This is a genomic window from Paenibacillus sinensis (assembly GCF_019904155.1).
GTDB lineage: Bacteria > Bacillota > Bacilli > Paenibacillales > Paenibacillaceae > Paenibacillus_AQ > Paenibacillus_AQ sinensis.
Genome location: NZ_JAHCMB010000168.1, coordinates 371 through 18,605 on the forward strand (window position 1 = coordinate 371; position 18,235 = coordinate 18,605).

General features: G+C 54.0%; 19 protein-coding genes, 1 tRNA gene and 2 pseudogenes. 11 read left to right on the forward strand and 11 right to left on the reverse strand.

From position 1 onward, the window contains the following. Both KIH86_RS19035 and KIH86_RS30005 read right to left on the reverse strand, forming a co-directional pair. Positions 1–208 (reverse strand): annotated as a pseudogene (locus KIH86_RS19035) (hypothetical protein); the annotation flags it as partial. 345 nt (positions 209–553) lie between these two features. Further along, the gene (locus tag KIH86_RS30005; protein ID WP_316503382.1) at positions 554–637 is read right to left on the reverse strand and encodes a YjcZ family sporulation protein; all 84 of its coding nucleotides are present in this window, start codon (positions 635–637) and stop codon (positions 554–556) included. Positions 638–851: 214 nt separating this feature from the next. Here KIH86_RS30005 and KIH86_RS19040 point away from each other — a divergent pair. Beyond that, positions 852–1,019: pseudogene (locus tag KIH86_RS19040) on the forward strand (IS3-like element ISLmo1 family transposase); the annotation flags it as partial. A gap of 227 nt (positions 1,020–1,246) precedes the next feature. Here KIH86_RS19040 and KIH86_RS19045 read toward each other — a convergent pair. Continuing rightward, positions 1,247–1,318: transfer RNA gene (locus tag KIH86_RS19045), tRNA-Val, on the reverse strand. 417 nt (positions 1,319–1,735) lie between these two features. Here KIH86_RS19045 and KIH86_RS19050 point away from each other — a divergent pair. Beyond that, positions 1,736–2,920: an NAD(P)-dependent malic enzyme gene (locus KIH86_RS19050; protein ID WP_223088374.1), complete on the forward strand. Its 1,185-nt coding sequence runs from the start codon at positions 1,736–1,738 to the stop codon at positions 2,918–2,920. A gap of 105 nt (positions 2,921–3,025) precedes the next feature. Here the strand turns inward: KIH86_RS19050 and KIH86_RS19055 are convergent, their stop codons facing one another. The 5 genes from KIH86_RS19055 to KIH86_RS19075 form a co-directional block, all read right to left on the reverse strand. Then, positions 3,026–3,847, reverse strand: a complete 822-nt coding sequence (locus KIH86_RS19055; RefSeq protein WP_223088372.1) for an ATP-binding cassette domain-containing protein — start codon at positions 3,845–3,847, stop codon at positions 3,026–3,028. Beyond that, the gene (locus KIH86_RS19060) at positions 3,844–4,560 is read right to left on the reverse strand and encodes a GTP-binding protein (RefSeq protein ID WP_223088370.1); all 717 of its coding nucleotides are present in this window, start codon (positions 4,558–4,560) and stop codon (positions 3,844–3,846) included. The genes KIH86_RS19055 and KIH86_RS19060 overlap by 4 nt, the downstream gene beginning before the upstream one ends. Positions 4,561–4,562: 2 nt before the next feature. Continuing rightward, positions 4,563–5,555: an ABC transporter substrate-binding protein gene (locus KIH86_RS19065; RefSeq protein ID WP_223088366.1), complete on the reverse strand. Its 993-nt coding sequence runs from the start codon at positions 5,553–5,555 to the stop codon at positions 4,563–4,565. Between the two features lie 242 nt (positions 5,556–5,797). Then, positions 5,798–6,391 carry an AAA family ATPase gene (locus tag KIH86_RS19070; RefSeq protein WP_223088362.1) on the reverse strand — a complete coding sequence of 198 codons (594 nt, stop codon included), beginning with the start codon at positions 6,389–6,391 and terminating at the stop codon, positions 5,798–5,800. A gap of 351 nt (positions 6,392–6,742) precedes the next feature. After that, positions 6,743–7,666, reverse strand: a complete 924-nt coding sequence (locus KIH86_RS19075) for an AEC family transporter (protein WP_223088359.1) — start codon at positions 7,664–7,666, stop codon at positions 6,743–6,745. Between the two features lie 212 nt (positions 7,667–7,878). On the opposite strand from KIH86_RS19075, the gene KIH86_RS19080 reads away from it, so the two are divergent. The 3 genes from KIH86_RS19080 (at position 7,879) to KIH86_RS19090 (ending at position 8,967) form a co-directional block, all read left to right on the forward strand. Further along, on the forward strand, positions 7,879–8,097 hold the full coding sequence (locus tag KIH86_RS19080) for a hypothetical protein (protein WP_223088357.1): 219 nt from the start codon (positions 7,879–7,881) through the stop codon (positions 8,095–8,097). Positions 8,098–8,192: 95 nt separating this feature from the next. Next, positions 8,193–8,639, forward strand: coding sequence for a GNAT family N-acetyltransferase (locus KIH86_RS19085; RefSeq protein WP_223088353.1), 447 nt, complete (start codon positions 8,193–8,195; stop codon positions 8,637–8,639). Between the two features lie 91 nt (positions 8,640–8,730). Then, positions 8,731–8,967 carry a DUF3892 domain-containing protein gene (locus KIH86_RS19090; protein ID WP_038695458.1) on the forward strand — a complete coding sequence of 79 codons (237 nt, stop codon included), beginning with the start codon at positions 8,731–8,733 and terminating at the stop codon, positions 8,965–8,967. A gap of 67 nt (positions 8,968–9,034) precedes the next feature. Here the strand turns inward: KIH86_RS19090 and KIH86_RS19095 are convergent, their stop codons facing one another. After that, a complete protein-coding gene (locus KIH86_RS19095) occupies positions 9,035–9,778 on the reverse strand; it encodes an MBL fold metallo-hydrolase (protein WP_223088351.1) in 744 nt (247 codons plus the stop codon). Between the two features lie 197 nt (positions 9,779–9,975). Here KIH86_RS19095 and KIH86_RS19100 point away from each other — a divergent pair, with 197 nt between their 5' ends. Together KIH86_RS19100 and KIH86_RS19105 are read left to right on the forward strand one after the other, a co-directional pair. Continuing rightward, the gene (locus tag KIH86_RS19100; RefSeq protein WP_235775490.1) at positions 9,976–10,539 is read left to right on the forward strand and encodes a copper amine oxidase; all 564 of its coding nucleotides are present in this window, start codon (positions 9,976–9,978) and stop codon (positions 10,537–10,539) included. Between the two features lie 92 nt (positions 10,540–10,631). Continuing rightward, positions 10,632–10,991 (forward strand): DUF1292 domain-containing protein, encoded by a 360-nt coding sequence (locus KIH86_RS19105; RefSeq protein ID WP_223088349.1) that lies wholly within the window; start codon positions 10,632–10,634, stop codon positions 10,989–10,991. Between the two features lie 181 nt (positions 10,992–11,172). Here KIH86_RS19105 and KIH86_RS19110 read toward each other — a convergent pair whose 3' ends face one another. Further along, positions 11,173–12,648 carry an aminotransferase class I/II-fold pyridoxal phosphate-dependent enzyme gene (locus KIH86_RS19110; RefSeq protein ID WP_223088347.1) on the reverse strand — a complete coding sequence of 492 codons (1,476 nt, stop codon included), beginning with the start codon at positions 12,646–12,648 and terminating at the stop codon, positions 11,173–11,175. 86 nt (positions 12,649–12,734) lie between these two features. Between KIH86_RS19110 and KIH86_RS19115 the strand changes: the two genes are divergently transcribed. Continuing rightward, on the forward strand, positions 12,735–14,051 hold the full coding sequence (locus tag KIH86_RS19115; protein ID WP_223088343.1) for an MFS transporter: 1,317 nt from the start codon (positions 12,735–12,737) through the stop codon (positions 14,049–14,051). A 276-nt stretch (positions 14,052–14,327) separates the two neighbouring features. Here KIH86_RS19115 and KIH86_RS19120 read toward each other — a convergent pair whose 3' ends face one another. Further along, positions 14,328–14,951 carry a DUF1054 domain-containing protein gene (locus KIH86_RS19120; RefSeq protein WP_223088341.1) on the reverse strand — a complete coding sequence of 208 codons (624 nt, stop codon included), beginning with the start codon at positions 14,949–14,951 and terminating at the stop codon, positions 14,328–14,330. Between the two features lie 284 nt (positions 14,952–15,235). Here KIH86_RS19120 and KIH86_RS19125 point away from each other — a divergent pair, with 284 nt between their 5' ends. From KIH86_RS19125 to KIH86_RS19135, 3 genes are all read left to right on the forward strand, one after another. Next, entirely contained in the window at positions 15,236–15,832 is a 597-nt protein-coding gene (locus tag KIH86_RS19125; RefSeq protein ID WP_223088338.1) for a hypothetical protein, read from the forward strand. Positions 15,833–16,043: 211 nt separating this feature from the next. Next, positions 16,044–17,468 (forward strand): NADP-dependent phosphogluconate dehydrogenase, encoded by a 1,425-nt coding sequence (gndA, locus tag KIH86_RS19130; protein ID WP_223088335.1) that lies wholly within the window; start codon positions 16,044–16,046, stop codon positions 17,466–17,468. Positions 17,469–17,657: 189 nt separating this feature from the next. Beyond that, entirely contained in the window at positions 17,658–18,218 is a 561-nt protein-coding gene (locus tag KIH86_RS19135) for a shikimate kinase (protein WP_223088332.1), read from the forward strand. The last annotated feature ends 17 nt before the right edge of the window (positions 18,219–18,235 follow it).

Genomic DNA, 18,235 nt, shown 5'->3' on the forward strand with positions numbered 1-18,235 from the left:
TTATTTTCAGAAGATGGGTTATTCTTCTATTAAAACAATGGATTTTGCAGGGCTCTCCGAGGATGGGCATCATTTCAATAATTGCAGTATTGATTCTGGAGTCTCCAGATAACCCCCCAATAACAGCTCCTACACCGCCGAATAAAGCGCCTCCAATTATAGCACCACCTATTATTGAGAACTCATTTAATATAACTTCCGATTGCATTATGTCTTTATAAGAATATATCTTGTTTATTGTAGTGTTTGTAAAACTAATCTGATGTGAGTCTTCATATAAAAGCCCCCCATAATGGGGGCGGCTCTATGTCTACTCTGTTGTATATTCGCTTACTTCAAGCGGGTACATGCCATATCCATATTCTCAAACGCTTGGGATTTTAAAAGGGGCGCCAATGCAGCGGCTTTTTTTCAGTGAAGAGATGATAGCAAAACCGGAAATAAAATGGTCCTTACCTTTGGACTCTGCTAACTGCCGGTAACCACTTTGCTGTACACCTGAGTACGAGAACCTCGCAGAGTGACAGGCTCCCGTACTCAGCGTCCTTGAAGCCTAGAACGTTCTTAAGACAATAACCAAGAGAATGTAGAGTACCAGAATGACGGTAGTGGAAGTAAATCCTGCACATTCGCCCATTCGTATTCCTCCTTTGCAAACTTTCTACACTAATGTATGTGTACATCTGTGGATGGAAACTGCAAACGCCTATGGTGTTGCTCAGAAATTTATACAGAATGTCCTGTAATTATTGAGTCACTTCCGAGCGGCTCTTTTTTATTTTCTAGGAGAATGTTTCCTTAGTGTTTAATGGTAATTCAAACAAAGATGATCTGGAGAGGGAGATTAATTCATTCTGGATCTGTACATCGGGGAGATCGTTGCGTACAGTATAGCGGACAAGCAAGACACGTCCTTGGTTTTGGATACGGTGAACCAGCTTCCAGCGCGGACAAGCATGCTACTCCATAGCGACCATGGCAGCGTGTATAAGTCTCAGGCGTACCAGGCTATAGTGAAGTGAAGGGAAAGGGTATTATCATAAGTGTGTCCCGTAGGTGTTGTTCCCTGTCTCATCAGCAGGGGTCAGTCCCCCCACCGAGAGACTCCTTGCAATTTTTATATAGAAAAAATTCCGTCCCCAATCCGTTCCCAATAGCTCTTATTTTTACTGAGTTACTAAAAACGTAATTGGACACAAAAAGAAAAAACCCTTATAGAATAAGGGTTTTTTCGAGGTACATCATATAGGACGGATGGGGATCGAACCCATGACCCCTACCCTGTCAAGATAGTGCTCTCCCGCTGAGCTACCGTCCTGCAACAAAAAATATCTTATCATATATTCAGCGGGTAATGCAACAGTTTTTTTATTCTTTGTGAAATGGTGAAAATTTCGCTTCCTGATATTTTCAAAACCCTTGCAATCTGATACATTAGGGTCTGTTGAAACGATGCTTGTTCGGATGAGCAGGCACAGTTAGCGGGCAAGCTATGTAAGCTGAGAGTGAATTTTCCAACTAACCGGGAAAGCGTGATGAATCACGAAATTTTCCTTGAATTGAAGGGCTTTTTTGAACGGGAAATGTGACACATGTGGCAGTAAGGAGCCCTGCAATATGTTTGAATTAATAAATGCAGAATCCTGAATAAATATCAGTCCCGGGTGATGATTCATCCGAACTGGAATAGATGGACAAGACCTGACAGGCGGGCCAATTAACGGGAGGGAATTAAATGAGTAATCTGGAAGAAATCATGCGGCTTCATCAGGGCGGGAAATTGGAGACCACGCTGAAGCGCCCGATCGAAACGATGGAGGATTTGGCCAAGGTCTACACGCCTGGGGTGGCCAAAGTCTGTCAAGCGATTGCTTCCGATGAAGAGAAGGCTTACGAGCTCACGATTAAAAAGAACACAGTGGCGGTAATCAGCGACGGCACGGCAGTGCTGGGACTCGGGGACATCGGTCCGCGGGCAGCCATGCCAGTCATGGAGGGGAAAGCGGCGCTGTTTAAGCAGTTCGCTGATGTGGATGCCGTGCCGATCTGTCTCGATACGAAGAATACGGAAGAGATTATCGCGGTCGTCAAGGCACTGGCGCCGACGTTTGGCGGCATTAACCTCGAGGATATTTCGTCACCGCGCTGCTTCGAGATTGAACGCAGACTGCAGGAGGAGCTCGACATCCCGGTCTTCCATGATGACCAGCACGGAACGGCTATTGTGGTGCTGGCGGGCATGCTGAATGCGCTGAAGGTTGTGAACAAGGACATCCGTGATGTCAAAATCGTCGTCAACGGCTGCGGAGCGGCGGGCATTTCGGTGGCTAAAATGCTGCTGAACGCCGGCGCCGTCAATCTGATCGGCGTAGACCGGGATGGAGCGATCAACCGGCAGAATGTCTACGAGAAGCCGCATTGGGCCGAGTTCGCACAGCTCAGCAATCCTAATCAGGAAGAAGGCTCACTGTCGGATTGCATTAAGGGAGCGGATGTCTTTATCGGCGTATCGGCGCCGAATGTGCTGAAGGTGGAGGACGTGCGGAATATGGCCAAGGACGCGATCGTGTTCGCTATGGCCAATCCGACGCCGGAGATCGATCCGGAGCTTGCTGCGCCTTATGTTAAGGTTATGGCGACAGGACGCTCCGATTACCCGAACCAGATTAACAATGTGCTCTGCTTCCCGGGGATTTTCCGGGGAGCGCTGGACTGCGGAGCGCGAGAAATCAACGATGCGATGAAGCTCGCGGTTGCCGAGGCGATTGCAGCGGCTGTAGATCCGGCGGAACTGACCGAGCGTTACATTATTCCGAATCCCTTCGACAAGCGAGTGGTGGAAAATATCCGGGTTGCGGTTGCCGAAGCGGCAATCCGTACCGGGGTGGCCCGGACCAGTACATTGATTGGGGCGCATTAAGAATTAGTAGAAGTAGCTGTCATGTGAAACAACAGATACAATAAAGAACGGACCTGATCTCCGCATCCATACCGGAGATCAGGTCCGTTGTTGTGTCCGGCTGGCTTAAGCCGGACACGAGCCGCCGCCCAGCGAAGATCCGCTCATCAGGCGCTCGCCGCGACGGAGCTTCTCGCGGATCGCCATCAGGGCGGCGTCCGTGCGCTGCAGCTCCTGAAGCAGCGCGGCTTCCTCGGCATCGCCTTGCAGCACGCTGGCGATGCCGCCGCCCTTCAGGACGATGCGGCTGTGTGCGAGCAGCGCGAGAATGGGATCATGCGTTGCCATGAGCACGATCTTCTGGTTCTGCACGAGCACATCCAGCGCCTGACGGCGGTCGATGCCCGCGTTCTCGATCTCGTCGATCAGCACGATCGGGCTGTCGGACAGAACGGCCGTGTCGGCGATCATCAGGGCGCGCGACTGGCCGCCGCTGAGCGCAGTCAGCGGCGAATCCGGCATGATCGGCTCTCCGGTGAGCCGGTTTGCCTGCGCGATAACCTCATGAATCAGCTTCTCGGTGTAGGCGTCGTCCAGGTTGCCGTCTCCACGGCACTCAGCGTGCATGGTGATAAACTCGGCAACGGTGGCGTCCATAACGAAGTTCATGTTCTGCGACAGCTGGGCGATCAGCCTGCGGCCCCAGGAGAACCGCAGCTCGGGCTCAGGCGTACGGTCATTAATGAGAATCTGGCGCCCGCTCGGGGTGTCCCGCTGGGCGATGTATTCGATGTCGGCCAGCAGTCGGCTCTTGCCGGAGCCGGTAGGTCCAACAACAGCGACCAGATCGCCGGGAACGAGCCGAAGGTTCACCTCTTCGGGCTCCCCGGATTTGGAGCGTCCGCCGAGCAGGGTCACCGACGTGATGACGTCGCTCAGTAAGGTCATGCCGACTCACCTCCGGAGGCTTCGGTCTCGGGAATGGCGATGCTGCGCACATTCCCCATCTGATAATCCTTCCCGATCTTGGTCTCGCCCAGGCAATAGGAGCAGACAGCCGCCGGCATGGAGAACCGGAGCTTGCGGCCCTCCAGATCCCCGGTATCAGGAGCCTGGGCGAGAAGGACGCCGAGCCGCTCACGTCCCTGGCCGGTCAGGCCGTTCATGTGCAGCACCTCGGCTCTGGCGTTGACCTTGCGAACTTGATATTGAAAGACCTCGCGCTCGGCTTGGGAGACGATATCGCCCTTGGTAATAACGACGATATCGGCCTGCTTGAGCAGGGGGCCCATCTTTGTTGGCGTGTTCGCCCCCGCCAGATTGTCGATAACGCAGACTCCCAGCGCCTGACGGATGAAAGGCGAACAGCGGTTGCACAGCCCTGCGCTCTCGCTAATGAGCAGGTCGAGACCGAGCGATTGCCCCCAGTTGGCGCAGGCTTCGATATTCGTCACAAAATAATGGTCCGGACACAGATTGCCGGCAAGACCGAGCAGCACCGGCACATCTTTTGCCCGATAGCGCTCATCGTCCCGGGAGGCGACACAGTCGAATTTGACGACCCCCGCTTTCAATCCCTGCTCCTTCAGCCATTCAATCACGCGCAGAAGCATGGAGGTCTTGCCGCTCGACGGCGGTCCCGCCACGGTTATGAGCTTCATGATCAGCCCTCCTGCTTGTAGCCCCGCAGAAACGCGGCGTTCGACTCATCTGTCAGCTTCTGGATGTCCCGGTTCCACACCAGGTCCCATCCCATCCACAGCAGTTTGCGGTCCGGCACGGAGGTCTTCACCGAAGGATGCGGTGAGGGGAAGAAGGCGTCCTCGTAGAGCTGCGCCGTCTCGGCGCCAGTGAAGAAGTCGGCCAGACGCCGGCCGGCTTCCGTGGATTGCCGTTTGGCCAGCAGGAAGACAGGACTGGCGATTGCGCCTTCCTCGGGCCAGATGATGCTCACCTTTTCTTTTTTGCGAATGTTGTTGGCGTAGAAATACGGCATGACATACAGCGCCGTTGCGTCTGCGCTGTCGGTTCCGGCGAGCTTCGCCATCTGGCCTGGATGCAAGCCCTGCCGGACCGACCGGCCAAGCCCGGTCAGAATCTCCTGGCCGAAGCACTGGCCTAATGTCAGGAGAACCGTCTCGCAGAAGCTCCCCTTATGCCCCCGCATAGTTACCTGCTTCCGGTACTCCGGATTCAGCAGATCGCTCCAGGAGCGGGGCTCCGGCAGTCCGCCGAGACGGGCTTTGTCAGCCACGATGACGAGCGGGTTGACGCACAGCAGAGTAACGCGTCCAAGCGGGTCCTTCATGCCGATTTCGGCGAATCTGGCGTTAGGGGCATAATCTGCAGCGTCGGCGAAAACGTCATGGTCTAGGAACCGGGTACGGAAGCTCTGATGAAAGAAGCTGCTGATCCCGGGAGTGATGACAGCATCCGGCAGTTCCTCTTCGGACTCGAAGCCGTCCACCGTTGTATAGAAGTCACTCTGGTTCGCATTTCCCTCGAAGGCGACCTCCTGCGGGTCCAGATCGGACCACAAGCCATCATTTTGCTGGCGCACGAAGGTTTCTTCAAGCGGCACTTTCAGCGGGCACGGAAGCATGGCCAGCAAATGTCTGGGCAACTGTTCTTGAATTTCAGCCGTTCCGGAATTCATGGAATCTCCATCCTCTCGCAGCCTAATGCTGGATACACAGGCGCTTTAAAGTTACGTTTAATTATAATTAGCAGTGAATGATTTCACAATTTATACAGGACTCAAAGATTTGACAATCCTACAAACATTCCCGAAATGGGTGCCTTTTAAACCGGTGGAGGGGAATAAATCAAGGGAGGAAGAAGTTGGAGAGGGAATGATGCGCAGCTTACCAATGATTATCCATATGGAAAAAGAGGGGGCTAGAACCCCTCCGGATAGACAAATCGCTCGATGGTGTCGAAGGCAAGCTTCGGGTCTGTCCCCGAATTGTCAAAATGCAAGACTGCGGAAGCGGGAAGAGGCCAACTGACCCCCCGCTTTCCGAGAGCTGAACGAAATTCATTCCAGTGATGGAGCTTCCAGTCGTCCAGCCTGGAATTTCTCGCCGTAATTCTTTGTTTATAAAGAGCTTCATCAGAGAGGCTGACAAGGATCACCTTGACCTCTACATTCTCCAGCGACCGGCCGATCCGGGCCAGTTCTTCTGAAATCCAGCTCTCATCAGCGGCCTCTTTGGTAAAAGGCCCGACGACGAGACAGTCGACATTCAGGCTAATGTTATCAAGAGCAGCATCCATGGTAATACGGTAGCCGAGATCGCGGCACAGCTTCTTGTAGGCGTCCGAATCCCTGTCATCCGGGTCCAACCCGTTCTGCTCCATTAAAATGTCCGCTGCCGGCCGCAGCAGCACGTCCATATCGAAGAATGCAGCCTTGCGTCTTTTGGCCAATGCCTTGGCCAGCGTCGTCTTGCCCGCTCCTGCGGCGCCGAGAAAGAATACGAGTTTGCTCATCTGACGTCAACCTCCACATTCTGTTTTAAGCAAGCTGGTGAAGCATTATGTTTGAACCTATGAATTACCATTTCAAATTGGGAATAACGTGAGCAAAATCCTTCGGTGCTATGCGAAGTTCTTTAGAGTGCTAAGTCCCTTATCGCAATAAGCCTAATAAGTTTACTAAGTCCTTCAATATGCTAAATCCCACTATGTACTAAGTCCCTCATTGTGCAATATCCCTCTGTGAGCTAAATCCTTCAGGTTCTTCACCCCAAACAGCCAGTTGCTTGGCTCCATGGATTCAGACACGCCTTGAATTCACCAAGCCAATCCCAAACGGGCCGGCCACTCCTCACCCATCAGTTATCAACCGATCCAGCGCACCAGCGCAATCAGTCCTGTGATCGTCAGTACGTTGACGAGTGTGGAAATCAGCACCGTCTGAGCGGCGAAATCGGGCTCGTTGTTGTATTCTTCGGCGAGCAGGGAGGCGTTCACTCCCGTCGGCATGCCGGAGGCGATCATAAGCGCTTGCGCCGGAATTCCTTTTATACCGAGGGCCAGCACGATCAGCACCCCGATCATCGGCGCGGCCAACAGCCGAAGCACGAGGCTCAAGTATATCTCGGCCCGGTCAAGGCGGATCGGGTACTTCATAATCTGGGCACCCAGTGTAAACAGCGCAAGGGCGACCATCGACTGCTGGGCGTAAGTTAACGGCTGTAAGAGAAACGCCGGCAGCGGCACAGACCAGGCATGCAGCAGAAGCCCGAAGACGAGCGCATAAGGAACGGGCATTTTGAGAAAACCGATGATGACGACCCGGTAATTGCCCTTTAGCTTCGCGCGCTGGATCGACATGACGCCGTAAGTGAAGGTCAGCAGGGCCTGGAGCGTCATAATCAGCGATTGCAGGGAAGCGGCCAGCGGGTTGCCATGAAAAGCGAGGCTGTTGACGGGCATGCCGTAATTCCCCGAGTTGTCCAGCATCACGCTGTTGGTGAAGGCGGCCCTCATGCCGGGTTTGTATTTCAACACCCGGGTGAGCACGAATGACAGCGCGTACAGAATACCGATGTAGATTGCATAGAAGCCGACGACTGTTCCAAGCAGAGAGTATGACATCTCCGATTGGTACATGCTCATAAACACGGCAGCGGGCGTTATGTAATAGAAATTGATTTTGGCCAGCGTATACAGATCCAGCCGGAACAGGCGCTGAAGCAGCGAGCCGGCTCCGATGAGAACAAAGACCGGCAGGACAACCTGCAGCAGAATCTCTCCGATCATTTAATCTGCTTCCTTCCTATAAATAAGCACATGGAGTATAAAGCATGGCGTACGGTGCTGGCATGAAGCGCAGCAACTCTACTATAGCATAGTTTTTGCGCATATTTCTTCAGCATTTTCCGCGTTAGTTCCCTCACTGGTTATAAAACAGACGGCCCTGGCCCAAACTGTGGGAAAGCCTTCCAATCGCTGCGAGAGGAGAGTTATCACCTATGAGTTTCAAGCCATTGGCTGCAGCAGCTGCTGCGGCACTAATGCTTCTGCTTCCCCAAGGATGCCGACCTTCCGAAGCGGACCGGGACAGCCAAGTCTTCCTTCCAATGGACGTTGACGGTTCCGGGTTAATCGGGACCAACGACCAACTGCCCTCCATCATGCAGGATGTCTATACGAAGTCCATACCGGAAGATGTGTACGGTGGAGAACGATAAGCCGCGCCAATCCTCTCGCCTATACACGGAATGACATTTTCAGTATAATGATTCAATTCCGACTAGAGTTGATATAGAAGAGAGGGGGCAGCATTATGGCGGCGGAAATTGTTCGCGTGACGACGGATGACCAGCTTCAGCAGGGACTGGATATTCGGAAAAAGGTGTTCGTAGAAGAGCAGAAGGTGCCGGTTGAAGAAGAGATCGACCAGTATGACTGCATCGGACCGGATGCGCATCATTTGCTGGTAATGGACGGAGAGACCGCAGCCGCAACGGGACGGCTCACCTATTACCGCGAGGGGACCGCGAAGATGCAGCGGATTGCGGTGCTGAAGGAATACCGGGACAAAGGCTACGGCAGAGTTCTGCTGCTGGCGTTGGAAGAGCTGGCCCGCGAGCTGGGGCTTGAGACTTCCATTCTGGACGGGCAGTGCCAGGCGGAGAAATTCTATACCAAGCTCGGATACCGGGTCATATCGGAGCAGCCTTTTTATGATGCAGGGATTCTGCATGTCCGGATGCAAAAAGATTTGCAGTAATCTAGACGTAATCCGGGAATAGTCCGGCCTTCCTTTGGGAAATCTAGGAATTAGCCCCAAGGGCAAATTTCGATCAAAGGAGCAAGGACTCATGATCAATGGAGGACGCGAACGTTTTGTAGCTGTGCAGAAGAATGGAGACGGGGACATCACCTCGTTCCAGACCTCAACCGGCCGGACTCTGGACTATCAGCAGGCCATTCGGGAAGTGCAGGCCGGCGCGATTGCCGGGGTGAATGTGTTCAAGGGCCGGGATGGAGCTCCCCATATCCGGGGGGACGCCGACGGCGATCCGACCAACAATCTCGATCAATTGCCGCTGTTCTAAGAGCCAGCAGGCGCATCAGACGCCGTCCGGAAGCCGACTGGGCCTCCGGGCGGCTTTTTTAGCATATTCATTTCTGGAGAGGGTAGACCACATGCTGCTCGAGGAAGGGCATTCCTTCCGTCTTCCCGACATAGTCCGGCTTCTCGTCTCCGTAATGCATGAGGGAGATGAGGCGACGGACGTCTTCGGGAAGCCTCTTAAGCTCCTCCAGCGTCGTATGGACAACGCCCGGACCTTCAAGCTGGCAGTCGTGAAAAATTTGACGGCAGCCTTGACTTCGCACAAGATTCGTCAACAGCTCCGGCTCGAAGGTCATATCGGCGCTATAAAAGATATCGTTGTTCAGAAACAGCGAATAGCTGAGCTTGCCCGGTATATGGGGAGTTTGAAGTAATTTGACCGTGAGATCCCGTGACAGCCTGTAGGGCGTGCCCGGAACGAGAGGCCGCACATCGAAGATATCCTCAAGACCGGTAACTTTGCCTTCCTGGTACATACTTCCCATCAGTGTATGCTCCCAGAGGGGATCGATCAGCATCTCTGCCAGCAGCAAGGTCATCTTGCGGCTGCTGCGCTGACGAAGCGAGTAAGCCAGCTCCTCCAGGCCTCCGATATGATCGGCGTGAATGTGGGTGACCAACACCGCGTCAACCTCAGTGAAAGAGCGGCCGAGATCGTGCATCGATAGCGGTGCAGTGAATCCGCAGTCCACAAGAAGCGTGTAATCCGGGCCTAGCAGCAGGGCGTTGTTGTTGTAGTAGTTCTTGGCAAAAGCACTGCCTGTTCCCAGCATTTGAAGCTGAAGCGTCATCTTCTTATCCCTCCAAGGTTAGCCGTTGTACCCACTGTACATAGTATCAGCATATTGTTAAGCGGCGATAAAGAATCTTTTTTCCAGCTGTACCTGTATTTCCTCCAATGTGAAGAAAAAATTCCCTCGTCTGCCGCAACTTGCTTCTGAAGACGAAGTATATATTAACAGCATGAATTAGTGTGGAGGTCAGGGGCATGATGAACAATCGATGGAGAAAGGTTGCTGTGTGTGTGATCGCCTTTTCCTTAATGGGCGGCTCAATGCTGTTTGCCGATTCCGTCTATCAAAAGGTCCGCGTATGGAGCAACGGAAAGGAGATCGCCGACGGGGGATATCTGATTGATGGAAAAACCTACGTTCCCGCCCGCGAAATGGACGCGCTGGTGGTATGGGATGACTCGGGCAAGGTGAAGATTATCAAGCCGAATGTCCATATTACGCTGTTCGACTCAAATGACCGGGTATTCGGCAATGTGAAGACAGGGAAGCTCAAGTTCAGAGCGCTTACCCAGGTGGACAGCCTCTCCGACAATGTCGCCGGCGTCAAGCTGTCCATTACAGACCCGTCCGGCAACACCAAAGATTTGGACTCCCGGGATCTCGACAGCGGACAGGATGATAACTTCTGGTATTCGACCAAAGAGATCACTTACGATTTCAAATCGTCTGGCAAATATAAAATCGGCATCTACATGAAGGCCACCAAGAACGGTGATTACTCCCTGGTTTCGGAGAAAGTCATAACCGCACTGAATTGACAAAAGCTGGCCTCACCGCAAATTGACCTGGGGTTGTCTTACGTGTTACCATACCAAATGTAGGATAATTCAACTTAAAGTGAGGTATTTCAATGAGCGAACACAAACATGAGCATGGCGAAGCATGTGGATGCGGGCACGACCATGACCATGAACATAATCATGAACATGGCGACGGCTGCGGTTGCGGACACGACCATGAACACGAAGAATTTGTTCTGACCTTGACCAACGAGCAGGGCGAGGATGTAGAGATGGTGCTCGTCGAAACATTCGACGTGAACGAGAAGCTCTATGCACTGCTGCTGGAACGCGAAAATCCGGAAGCGGACGGCATCATCCTTCGTATGGAAGAAGAAGACGAGGAAATGGTGCTCTACAATATCGAAGACGAAGCGGAGTGGAAGGCTGTCGAAGAAGCCTACAACGAGCTGCTTGCCCGTCAAGGATAACTTCCGAAGCAAAATATGGAATCAAGGATAACGCCTTCTGGCATCCTTTGACGCCGAGCGTTTACCGGAGAAAGGTCAGAAAGGGCACCGGACAATTATATACTTTCTGATCTTGAAGAAAACCCGATACCTTTGGCAGGTATCGGGTTTTTGTATGAGATGCCGGGACGAGAGCGGCTGATCAGAAGATCGGATCAGCCTCGACGATAACTTTGACATGGGTGAGGGTCTTGTCTTCCGGTCCTTTGACCGGCAGGCCGATCTCCACATGATCTCGAATATAGTCGATATTGTCCTGGGTGATGACTTCGCCCGGTAGAAGAATCGGTATTCCCGGTGGGTACACATAGATAAATTCGGCGATAATCCGGTCGGCTGATTCCTTGAAAGGAACAAGCTCGGTATCGGCGTAGAAGGCGTCCCGCGGAGTGAGCGCGAGCTGCGGAATCTCGGGAACCTGCACCTTAAGCTCGTAGATGTCGCCCTTGCCGAAATGGATGGCGGACAGCACACGCAGCGCCGAGAGCAGCTTGTCGACAGACTGCCGGGTATCTCCTGGAGTAATTAGGCAAAGAATGTTATACATGTCGCTCATTTCGACTTCAATGTTGTACTTCTCGCGCAGCCAGTTCTCCGCTTCCCATCCTGTGATGCCGAGATGGCGTACATGGATGCTGAGCTTGGTTGGATCATGGTCGTAGGTTGCTTCCGTACCGAGAATCTCGTTGCCGAAGCTGTACAAGCCGTCGATCTCGTTGACAGCTTCTCTTGCGTACTTCGCCAGCGCGATGGCGTGGGAGGCCATATCATGTCCGTGCAGGGCCAGCTGGCGTCTTGAGGTGTCCAGAGAGGCCATTAGGACATAGGATGTCGATGTCGTCGTCAGCATGCTCATCATGGTCTGAACGCGCTGAGGATTAATAAAGCCTGTGTCCGCGTTGACGTTGAGCACCGAGCTCTGGGTCATGGAACCGCCGAGCTTGTGTACGCTGGTAGCAGCCATATCGGCGCCTGCTTGCATCGCAGACATCGGCAGCTCCTCGTGGAAATGGATCAATACCCCGTGAGCTTCATCCACAAGCACCGGTACTCCGTAGCTGTGGGCAAGCTCTACAATGGAACGCAGATCGGCGCATACCCCGAAATAGGTCGGATTGATGACAAGCACGCCTTTGGCGTCCGGATGACGCTGGAGAGCGCGGCTAAGCGAACTTGTCGTGATGCCGTGGTCGATCCCCAAGTTCTCGTCCTGTACAGGAGAGACGAAGATGGGCTTGGCTCCCGAAAGAATGATGGCGGACATGATCGACTTATGGACATTGCGGGGAACGATGAGTTTATCCCCGGGCGAGACTACCGACATGATCATCGTAATGATGGCTCCGCTGGTGCCCTGGACGCTGAAATACGTATAGTCCGCTCCAAACGCTTCCGCCGCCAGGTTCTGGGCTTGAGCAATTACGCCTTTGGGCTGATGCAAGTCGTCAAGCGGTGCAATATTGATCAGATCTATGGAAAGGACATTGTCGCCGATGAATTCCCTGAATTCGGGATCGGTTCCAGCTCCTTTTTTATGACCGGGAATGTGAAATTGCACCGGGTTTCCGGCAACGTGCTTTCTTAGAGCCGTGAAGAGAGGGGTAAGCGATTGATCCATTAATACTCCCACAACCTTTCTTTAAGTGAAATCACAAACAAATGAAGTATAACAAAACCATGATCATAATACTAGGATGTGATGTAATGCCAGCCAATTCGAAGCCGCGCACCCATATCAACCTTGCGTCTCCGTTTATTATCGAGATGTGGATCATCATTTTTCTGGTCGAATTCATCAAGGGATCGCTGCTCGTCGCGCTTCTGCCCGTCTATATGGAGCATGTTCTGGATCTGTCCGTAACCGTTGTGGGCGTGGCCTTCGCGCTTCAATATCTGGGCGACAATCTGTTCCGCGGCCCGTCGGGCTGGATCATGGAGCGGATCGGCTACCGCTGGACGATGGCCGGGGCACTGCTGCTGATCGCGGTCGCCGTCTCCCTCATCATCTATGCGAAGGACGCGGTCTCGCTGTCCCTGGCCTGCCTGATCCTCGGCGTAGGAACCTCGCCGCTCTGGCCTTGCGTCATGACCGGCGTGACGGAGCTGGCTGGCTCCACGACGAGCGGCGGAAGCGGAGCGGCGATGGGCGCGGTGGAGATGGCGTCGCTGGCCGGCACCGGCATCGGCCCGATCACGGTCAACTTCCTGATGGACCACGGTCATTACAGCTATCATGCCGTATTCCTGGTGCTTCTAGTCTTCGCTGCGCTGGTGATCGCCGTTGCCCTGTTCCTGCCCAGGAAGCTCGCGCATGGCGTTCATGCGGTCAGCCGGTCCGGAGAACCGGCGGAAGGGGAGGGAGCGAAGCTGAACCCGCTGCGAAGCCTTCGGAGGACGATGCACAACGTGCGGCAATCGCTGAAGGTAAGCCGTCTGCTGTACCCGGCCTTGTTCTTGCAGGCGTTCGCTATCGGCCTGATGACTCCGGTCGTGACGCTGTTCACCCGGACGGAGCTTCATCTGTCGCCGATGCAGTTCAATCTGCTCCTGATCGCAGGCGGGGGATTCACTGTCCTGGCGCTCATTCCGGCTGGCAAGCTGGTTGACCGGATCGGCACATCCGGCTTCCTGAGCACGGGCTTTCTTCTGGCCGCCGTCTCGCTGTCGATATTTTCGCATGTGCGTATGCTGTCTCTCGTCTTTATTATGGTTGCGCTGGTCGGAGTCAGCTATGCGATGATTCTTCCGGCCTGGAACGCTTTCCTGGCGTCACAGGTGCCCAAGGAGGAGCGGGGGACGGTCTGGGGTATATTCCTTACCCTGCAGGGCTCTGGCATGGTGTTCGGTCCCATCGTGTCGGGCAAGCTATGGGATTCCGTAAGCCATAGCGCGCCGTTTGTCGCCAGCGCGGCCGTCATGCTGCTGCTCTTTGTTCTTCATCGGGTGATCGTGCTGCGGACGAAGCGGAAGGCTAGCGCGTCATCCGTGCGCGCCCTGCGGACCCGTGAGGCCGAGAAATAATCCGGCTCCGGTTGAGCGAATAGAGACGTGCGGGGGATTTGCTGAAGAAGATTCACGATAAGAAGAATCCGAAAAAAGAAACCCGCACAAAGAAGAACCCGGACATAGAAGAACCCACACTAAGAAGAGCTCGCACAAAGAAGAACCTTCAGACCCGCCATGCCGGGGGTTGAAGGTTCTTTTCTTTTCGGTTCCGACTCCTATCGGTCCCAGATCATATCAGCCCAAGATAGTATCGGACCCGGATCATACCGGCCTGGATGGCTTCATCCGCTCTTAGAAAGACATCCGGTACAGCGGCAGCAGCTTCTCGAAAGTGCTCTCCACCAGCTGCAGAAGAGCCGTTCCGTCCCCGAGTACGGGGTCATTCCGCTCGATCCGCAGGCCGCAGGTCACCTCGGCTTTCTTGACCTCCTTCAGGCGGCGGATGAGCTCGGCGAACTGGACACTGCCCATATCGCGATGCATCGTTCCGCGCGGGTCCAGATGATCCGTGGACCAGAAGTAATCGCCGGGCAGCTCCTTCCGGATATTATCCAGATTGTCTGCAAGGGCATCGGCAAATGTAATCTTGTTCGGGCTTTCGTAGATGATGGCAAAAACAGCGAACAGATGGGTGCTGAACATTCCGGTCTGAAAATGGGGCAGCGCCTTGTAGCCCCTCTTCGAAGGACCCCATGCAACCCAGGTATCGGTTGGCGGATGCACCGTACGGCGGGCATGCTTGGCCACATGCGGGAACATCTCCTCACCACATAGAGCGGACAGGAAAGGCGCGGCCTCTTCTCCCAGAGCGTTCAGCTTGGGCCGGACCGTGGCGATCAGGGCCTCCATGCGCGGCTCAAGCCCTTCAATGGTCATGGTTTCGAAATCCTGCGCGGCAAAACCTTCAAACGGCATCTCTTGTCACCTCTATACAGATTGTCCCATTTCTACCAAACAGCTTCATCTATCACTGAAAAAGCGTTTGGAATCATGGGGAAGCGGGTAAAAATAGTCAATAAACCAAGTTACCGCTACATAAGCTGAAGTATAAAATAAGTGTAGGAGGAACGCAAAATCCCTTTAGGTGCGCAGCCCGGATTCCGGTCCGGCCGGGAGCCGCGCGTCAAGTCATGATTAGGCAGACGGACCGGAGCTACCGCCGGTTAAACGATCGTCAACTTTCTAAGGGGGAGTGGGCCGTGAACAAGAACGACGAAGTGGAATACTGCAACCTGGAGCTGCGGTTTGACCGGCTGCATATTCAGAACCTGATCAAGGACTTGATTCAGGAAGGCTACTCGCTCTACTGGAGCGAGAGCGACAATCTGTTTATCATTTCGGTACGTACAGGCCGCAAGCTGGTGAAGCTGCGCTTTCAGCGGATCAAGGAAGGCTATAAGCTGGTCGGCGATTATATGATCAAGGATGCGCGGCTTGCCGAGTGGATGGAGAAGCTGATCGGCGACATGCGGGGGCATGCGGTTGTCAAACGCTTCCGCGACCGGCAGATTCTCATCGAGAACATCCTCTTCGGCGAGGTGATCCGGCTGGTGGAGATTTCCGGCTATCAGCAGAGGGTGCTGTACCAGAAGGGGCCGCTGCTCTCCGACCAGGAGCTGACCAAGATGTTCTACTCCAAGCTGGGCGAGGAGCGCATAGAAGAGCGCAAGAAGGAGCTTGATGCCGAGCTCGACCGGTTAAGCGATGCACTGGCACGTAAGGATGATATTCAGGCTGCTGTCTCCAAGGAGAAGCTGCAGGAGCTTGCTCTTGAATTATTCAGGCTGGAGTGGTAAATATAGTTGAAAGAATCAGAAATTAGGCACCTCTTGCCAAAGGGGTGTCTTCGATTTGCAGAGCAATTGCCTGTGGGGGTTCACTTCTGGCGAAAAAAAAGTTAAAATGGTTACATTGCGAGTCAAATTCTATAAACGCACGTTTGTCAATGAATTTGATCTCTTTAGGTTTCACACAAAAAACAAAGTGTGCAAAGGGTGGAGGACCAGAATGGCAAAACAACAAATCGGCGTTATCGGCCTGGCTGTTATGGGCAAAAACTTGGCTCTCAACATCGAGAGCAGAGGCTTTACCGTTTCGGTATTCAACCGTTCTCCTGAGAAGACGCATGATCTTCTGGAAGAGGCGAAAGGCAAGAATTTGTTCGGCACGTTCACCGTTGAGGAGTTTGTGAATTCGCTTGAAACTCCCCGCAAAATCCTGATCATGGTTCAGGCGGGCAAAGCAACCGACGCAACGATCGAGCAGCTGATTCCTTACCTGGATCAGGGCGACATCATCATCGACGGCGGCAACGCCTACTTCCCTGATACGGTTAGACGCAACAAGGAGCTTGAGGAAAAAGGCTTCCGCTTCATCGGCACCGGCGTATCCGGCGGCGAAGAAGGCGCTCTGAAGGGGCCTTCCATCATGCCGGGCGGACAGGAAAGCGCCTATAAGCTGGTTGAGCCGATTCTGACGGCCATTTCCGCCAAGGTTGACGGAGAACCCTGCTGTACATATATCGGACCTGACGGAGCGGGCCACTATGTGAAGATGGTCCACAACGGCATCGAGTACGGCGATATGCAGCTGATCTGCGAAGCCTACCAGCTTCTTAAGGATGTTGTCGGTCTGGATGAAAAAGAACTGCATGCAACGTTCGCGGAATGGAACAAGGGTGAGCTGGACAGCTACCTGATCGAAATTACGCGTGACATCTTCGCGCAGTACGACAAAGAAACCGGCAAGCCGATGGTGGACGTCATTCTGGACGCTGCCGGCCAGAAAGGCACCGGCAAGTGGACAAGCCAGAGCTCCCTGGATCTCGGCGTACCGCTGTCCATGATCACCGAGTCCGTATTCTCCCGCTTCCTCTCCGCATTGAAGGAAGAACGCGTGGAAGCAAGCAAGGTGCTGAACGGTCCGGCTGCTCCGGCATTTGAAGGCGACAAAGCTCAATTTGTGGAGAATGTCCGCAGAGCGCTGTTCGCCAGCAAAATTGTCTCTTACGCTCAAGGCTTCGCGCAGCTGCGCGTCGCTTCTGAAGAATACGGCTGGAACCTGAAGTACGGCAGCCTCGCCAAGATCTGGCGCGGAGGCTGCATCATCCGTTCCCAGTTCCTGCAGAAGATCACGGACGCTTACGATCAGAATCCGGATCTCAAGAACCTGATGCTCGATCCGTACTTCAAGGACGTAATGACGAACTATCAGGACGCATGGCGCAAGGTTGTCGCCGAAGCCGTTACGCGCGGCATCCCGGTTCCGGGCTTCGCAAGCGCGCTGGCTTACTACGACAGCTACCGTACCGAGCGTCTGCCTGCCAACCTGCTTCAGGCGCAGCGCGACTACTTCGGCGCCCATACCTTCAAGCGTGTGGACAAGGAAGGCGTCTTCCACCACGACTGGATCGCCGAGGCACAGGGCGAATAATACGCTCCATCCCTGCACGTTCTTACGAGGCCCGGAATGTCCCGCAGTCAAGCGGGGCTTCCGGGTTTTTTCAAAAAAATGAGGGTAACAGCATCAAACATAACGGAGCTTAACCGGGTAAAAAGCAAGGATTGTGCCGGGTTTTACCCATGTGTTATGATAGATCCAAAGAATTTTGGTGGTGATAATATGACTTCAGGGGAAGAGCGGCTTCAAGGCGATCGCGGCCTTTCGGGGAATCTGATTCTGATCGGAATGATGGCAACGGGCAAATCGGCGGTAGGCACGCTGCTGGCGGAAGAGCTGGGGTACGAGATGGTCGATCTCGATGCCGAGATTGTCCGTCATGAAGGACGGAGCATTCCCGAGATTTTTGCGGAGAGCGGAGAAGCGTATTTCCGGGCGTCCGAGAGCGAGAGGCTTCGCGAGGTGCTGGAGCGGGATCGGGTGATCGTCGCTACCGGCGGTGGCGCCGTGCTGGCTGCGGACAACGCTATGATGATGAAAGAGAAAGGCATTGTGGTAGCGCTCAGCGCGACGGCAGAGCAGATTATTGCCAGAGTTGCGGGAGACCGGAACAGACCCCTCCTGGCCGGCAATGCGGAAGAGAATGTGAGACGAATCCTGGAAGAACGCAAGGATGCCTACAGCTTCGCGCACTGCTCGGTGGATACGACGGGGCTGACGGAGGCGGAAGTGTGTCAACTGATTTTAATGCACTACCGCGTTTTAGCTTTTAAGCATGTGTGAATCTGTGCGGATCAGGC

What these genes read in the sequence shown, in the direction of transcription:
- KIH86_RS19085 (WP_223088353.1), top strand. Translation starts at nt 8,193, where the DNA reads ATGGCGGCGGAAATTGTTCGCGTGACGACGGATGACCAGCTTCAGCAG.
- KIH86_RS19055 (WP_223088372.1), bottom strand. Translation starts at nt 3,847, where the DNA reads ATGACCTTACTGAGCGACGTCATCACGTCGGTGACCCTGCTCGGCGGA.
- KIH86_RS19070 (WP_223088362.1), bottom strand. Translation starts at nt 6,391, where the DNA reads ATGAGCAAACTCGTATTCTTTCTCGGCGCCGCAGGAGCGGGCAAGACG.
- KIH86_RS30005 (WP_316503382.1), bottom strand. Translation starts at nt 637, where the DNA reads ATGGGCGAATGTGCAGGATTTACTTCCACTACCGTCATTCTGGTACTC.
- KIH86_RS19110 (WP_223088347.1), bottom strand. Translation starts at nt 12,648, where the DNA reads ATGGATCAATCGCTTACCCCTCTCTTCACGGCTCTAAGAAAGCACGTT.
- KIH86_RS19115 (WP_223088343.1), top strand. Translation starts at nt 12,735, where the DNA reads ATGCCAGCCAATTCGAAGCCGCGCACCCATATCAACCTTGCGTCTCCG.
- KIH86_RS19095 (WP_223088351.1), bottom strand. Translation starts at nt 9,778, where the DNA reads ATGACGCTTCAGCTTCAAATGCTGGGAACAGGCAGTGCTTTTGCCAAG.
- gndA (WP_223088335.1), top strand. Translation starts at nt 16,044, where the DNA reads ATGGCAAAACAACAAATCGGCGTTATCGGCCTGGCTGTTATGGGCAAA.
- KIH86_RS19050 (WP_223088374.1), top strand. Translation starts at nt 1,736, where the DNA reads ATGAGTAATCTGGAAGAAATCATGCGGCTTCATCAGGGCGGGAAATTG.
- KIH86_RS19105 (WP_223088349.1), top strand. Translation starts at nt 10,632, where the DNA reads ATGAGCGAACACAAACATGAGCATGGCGAAGCATGTGGATGCGGGCAC.
- KIH86_RS19100 (WP_235775490.1), top strand. Translation starts at nt 9,976, where the DNA reads ATGATGAACAATCGATGGAGAAAGGTTGCTGTGTGTGTGATCGCCTTT.
- KIH86_RS19120 (WP_223088341.1), bottom strand. Translation starts at nt 14,951, where the DNA reads ATGCCGTTTGAAGGTTTTGCCGCGCAGGATTTCGAAACCATGACCATT.
- KIH86_RS19075 (WP_223088359.1), bottom strand. Translation starts at nt 7,666, where the DNA reads ATGATCGGAGAGATTCTGCTGCAGGTTGTCCTGCCGGTCTTTGTTCTC.
- KIH86_RS19065 (WP_223088366.1), bottom strand. Translation starts at nt 5,555, where the DNA reads ATGAATTCCGGAACGGCTGAAATTCAAGAACAGTTGCCCAGACATTTG.
- KIH86_RS19080 (WP_223088357.1), top strand. Translation starts at nt 7,879, where the DNA reads ATGAGTTTCAAGCCATTGGCTGCAGCAGCTGCTGCGGCACTAATGCTT.
- KIH86_RS19060 (WP_223088370.1), bottom strand. Translation starts at nt 4,560, where the DNA reads ATGAAGCTCATAACCGTGGCGGGACCGCCGTCGAGCGGCAAGACCTCC.
- KIH86_RS19090 (WP_038695458.1), top strand. Translation starts at nt 8,731, where the DNA reads ATGATCAATGGAGGACGCGAACGTTTTGTAGCTGTGCAGAAGAATGGA.
- KIH86_RS19135 (WP_223088332.1), top strand. Translation starts at nt 17,658, where the DNA reads ATGACTTCAGGGGAAGAGCGGCTTCAAGGCGATCGCGGCCTTTCGGGG.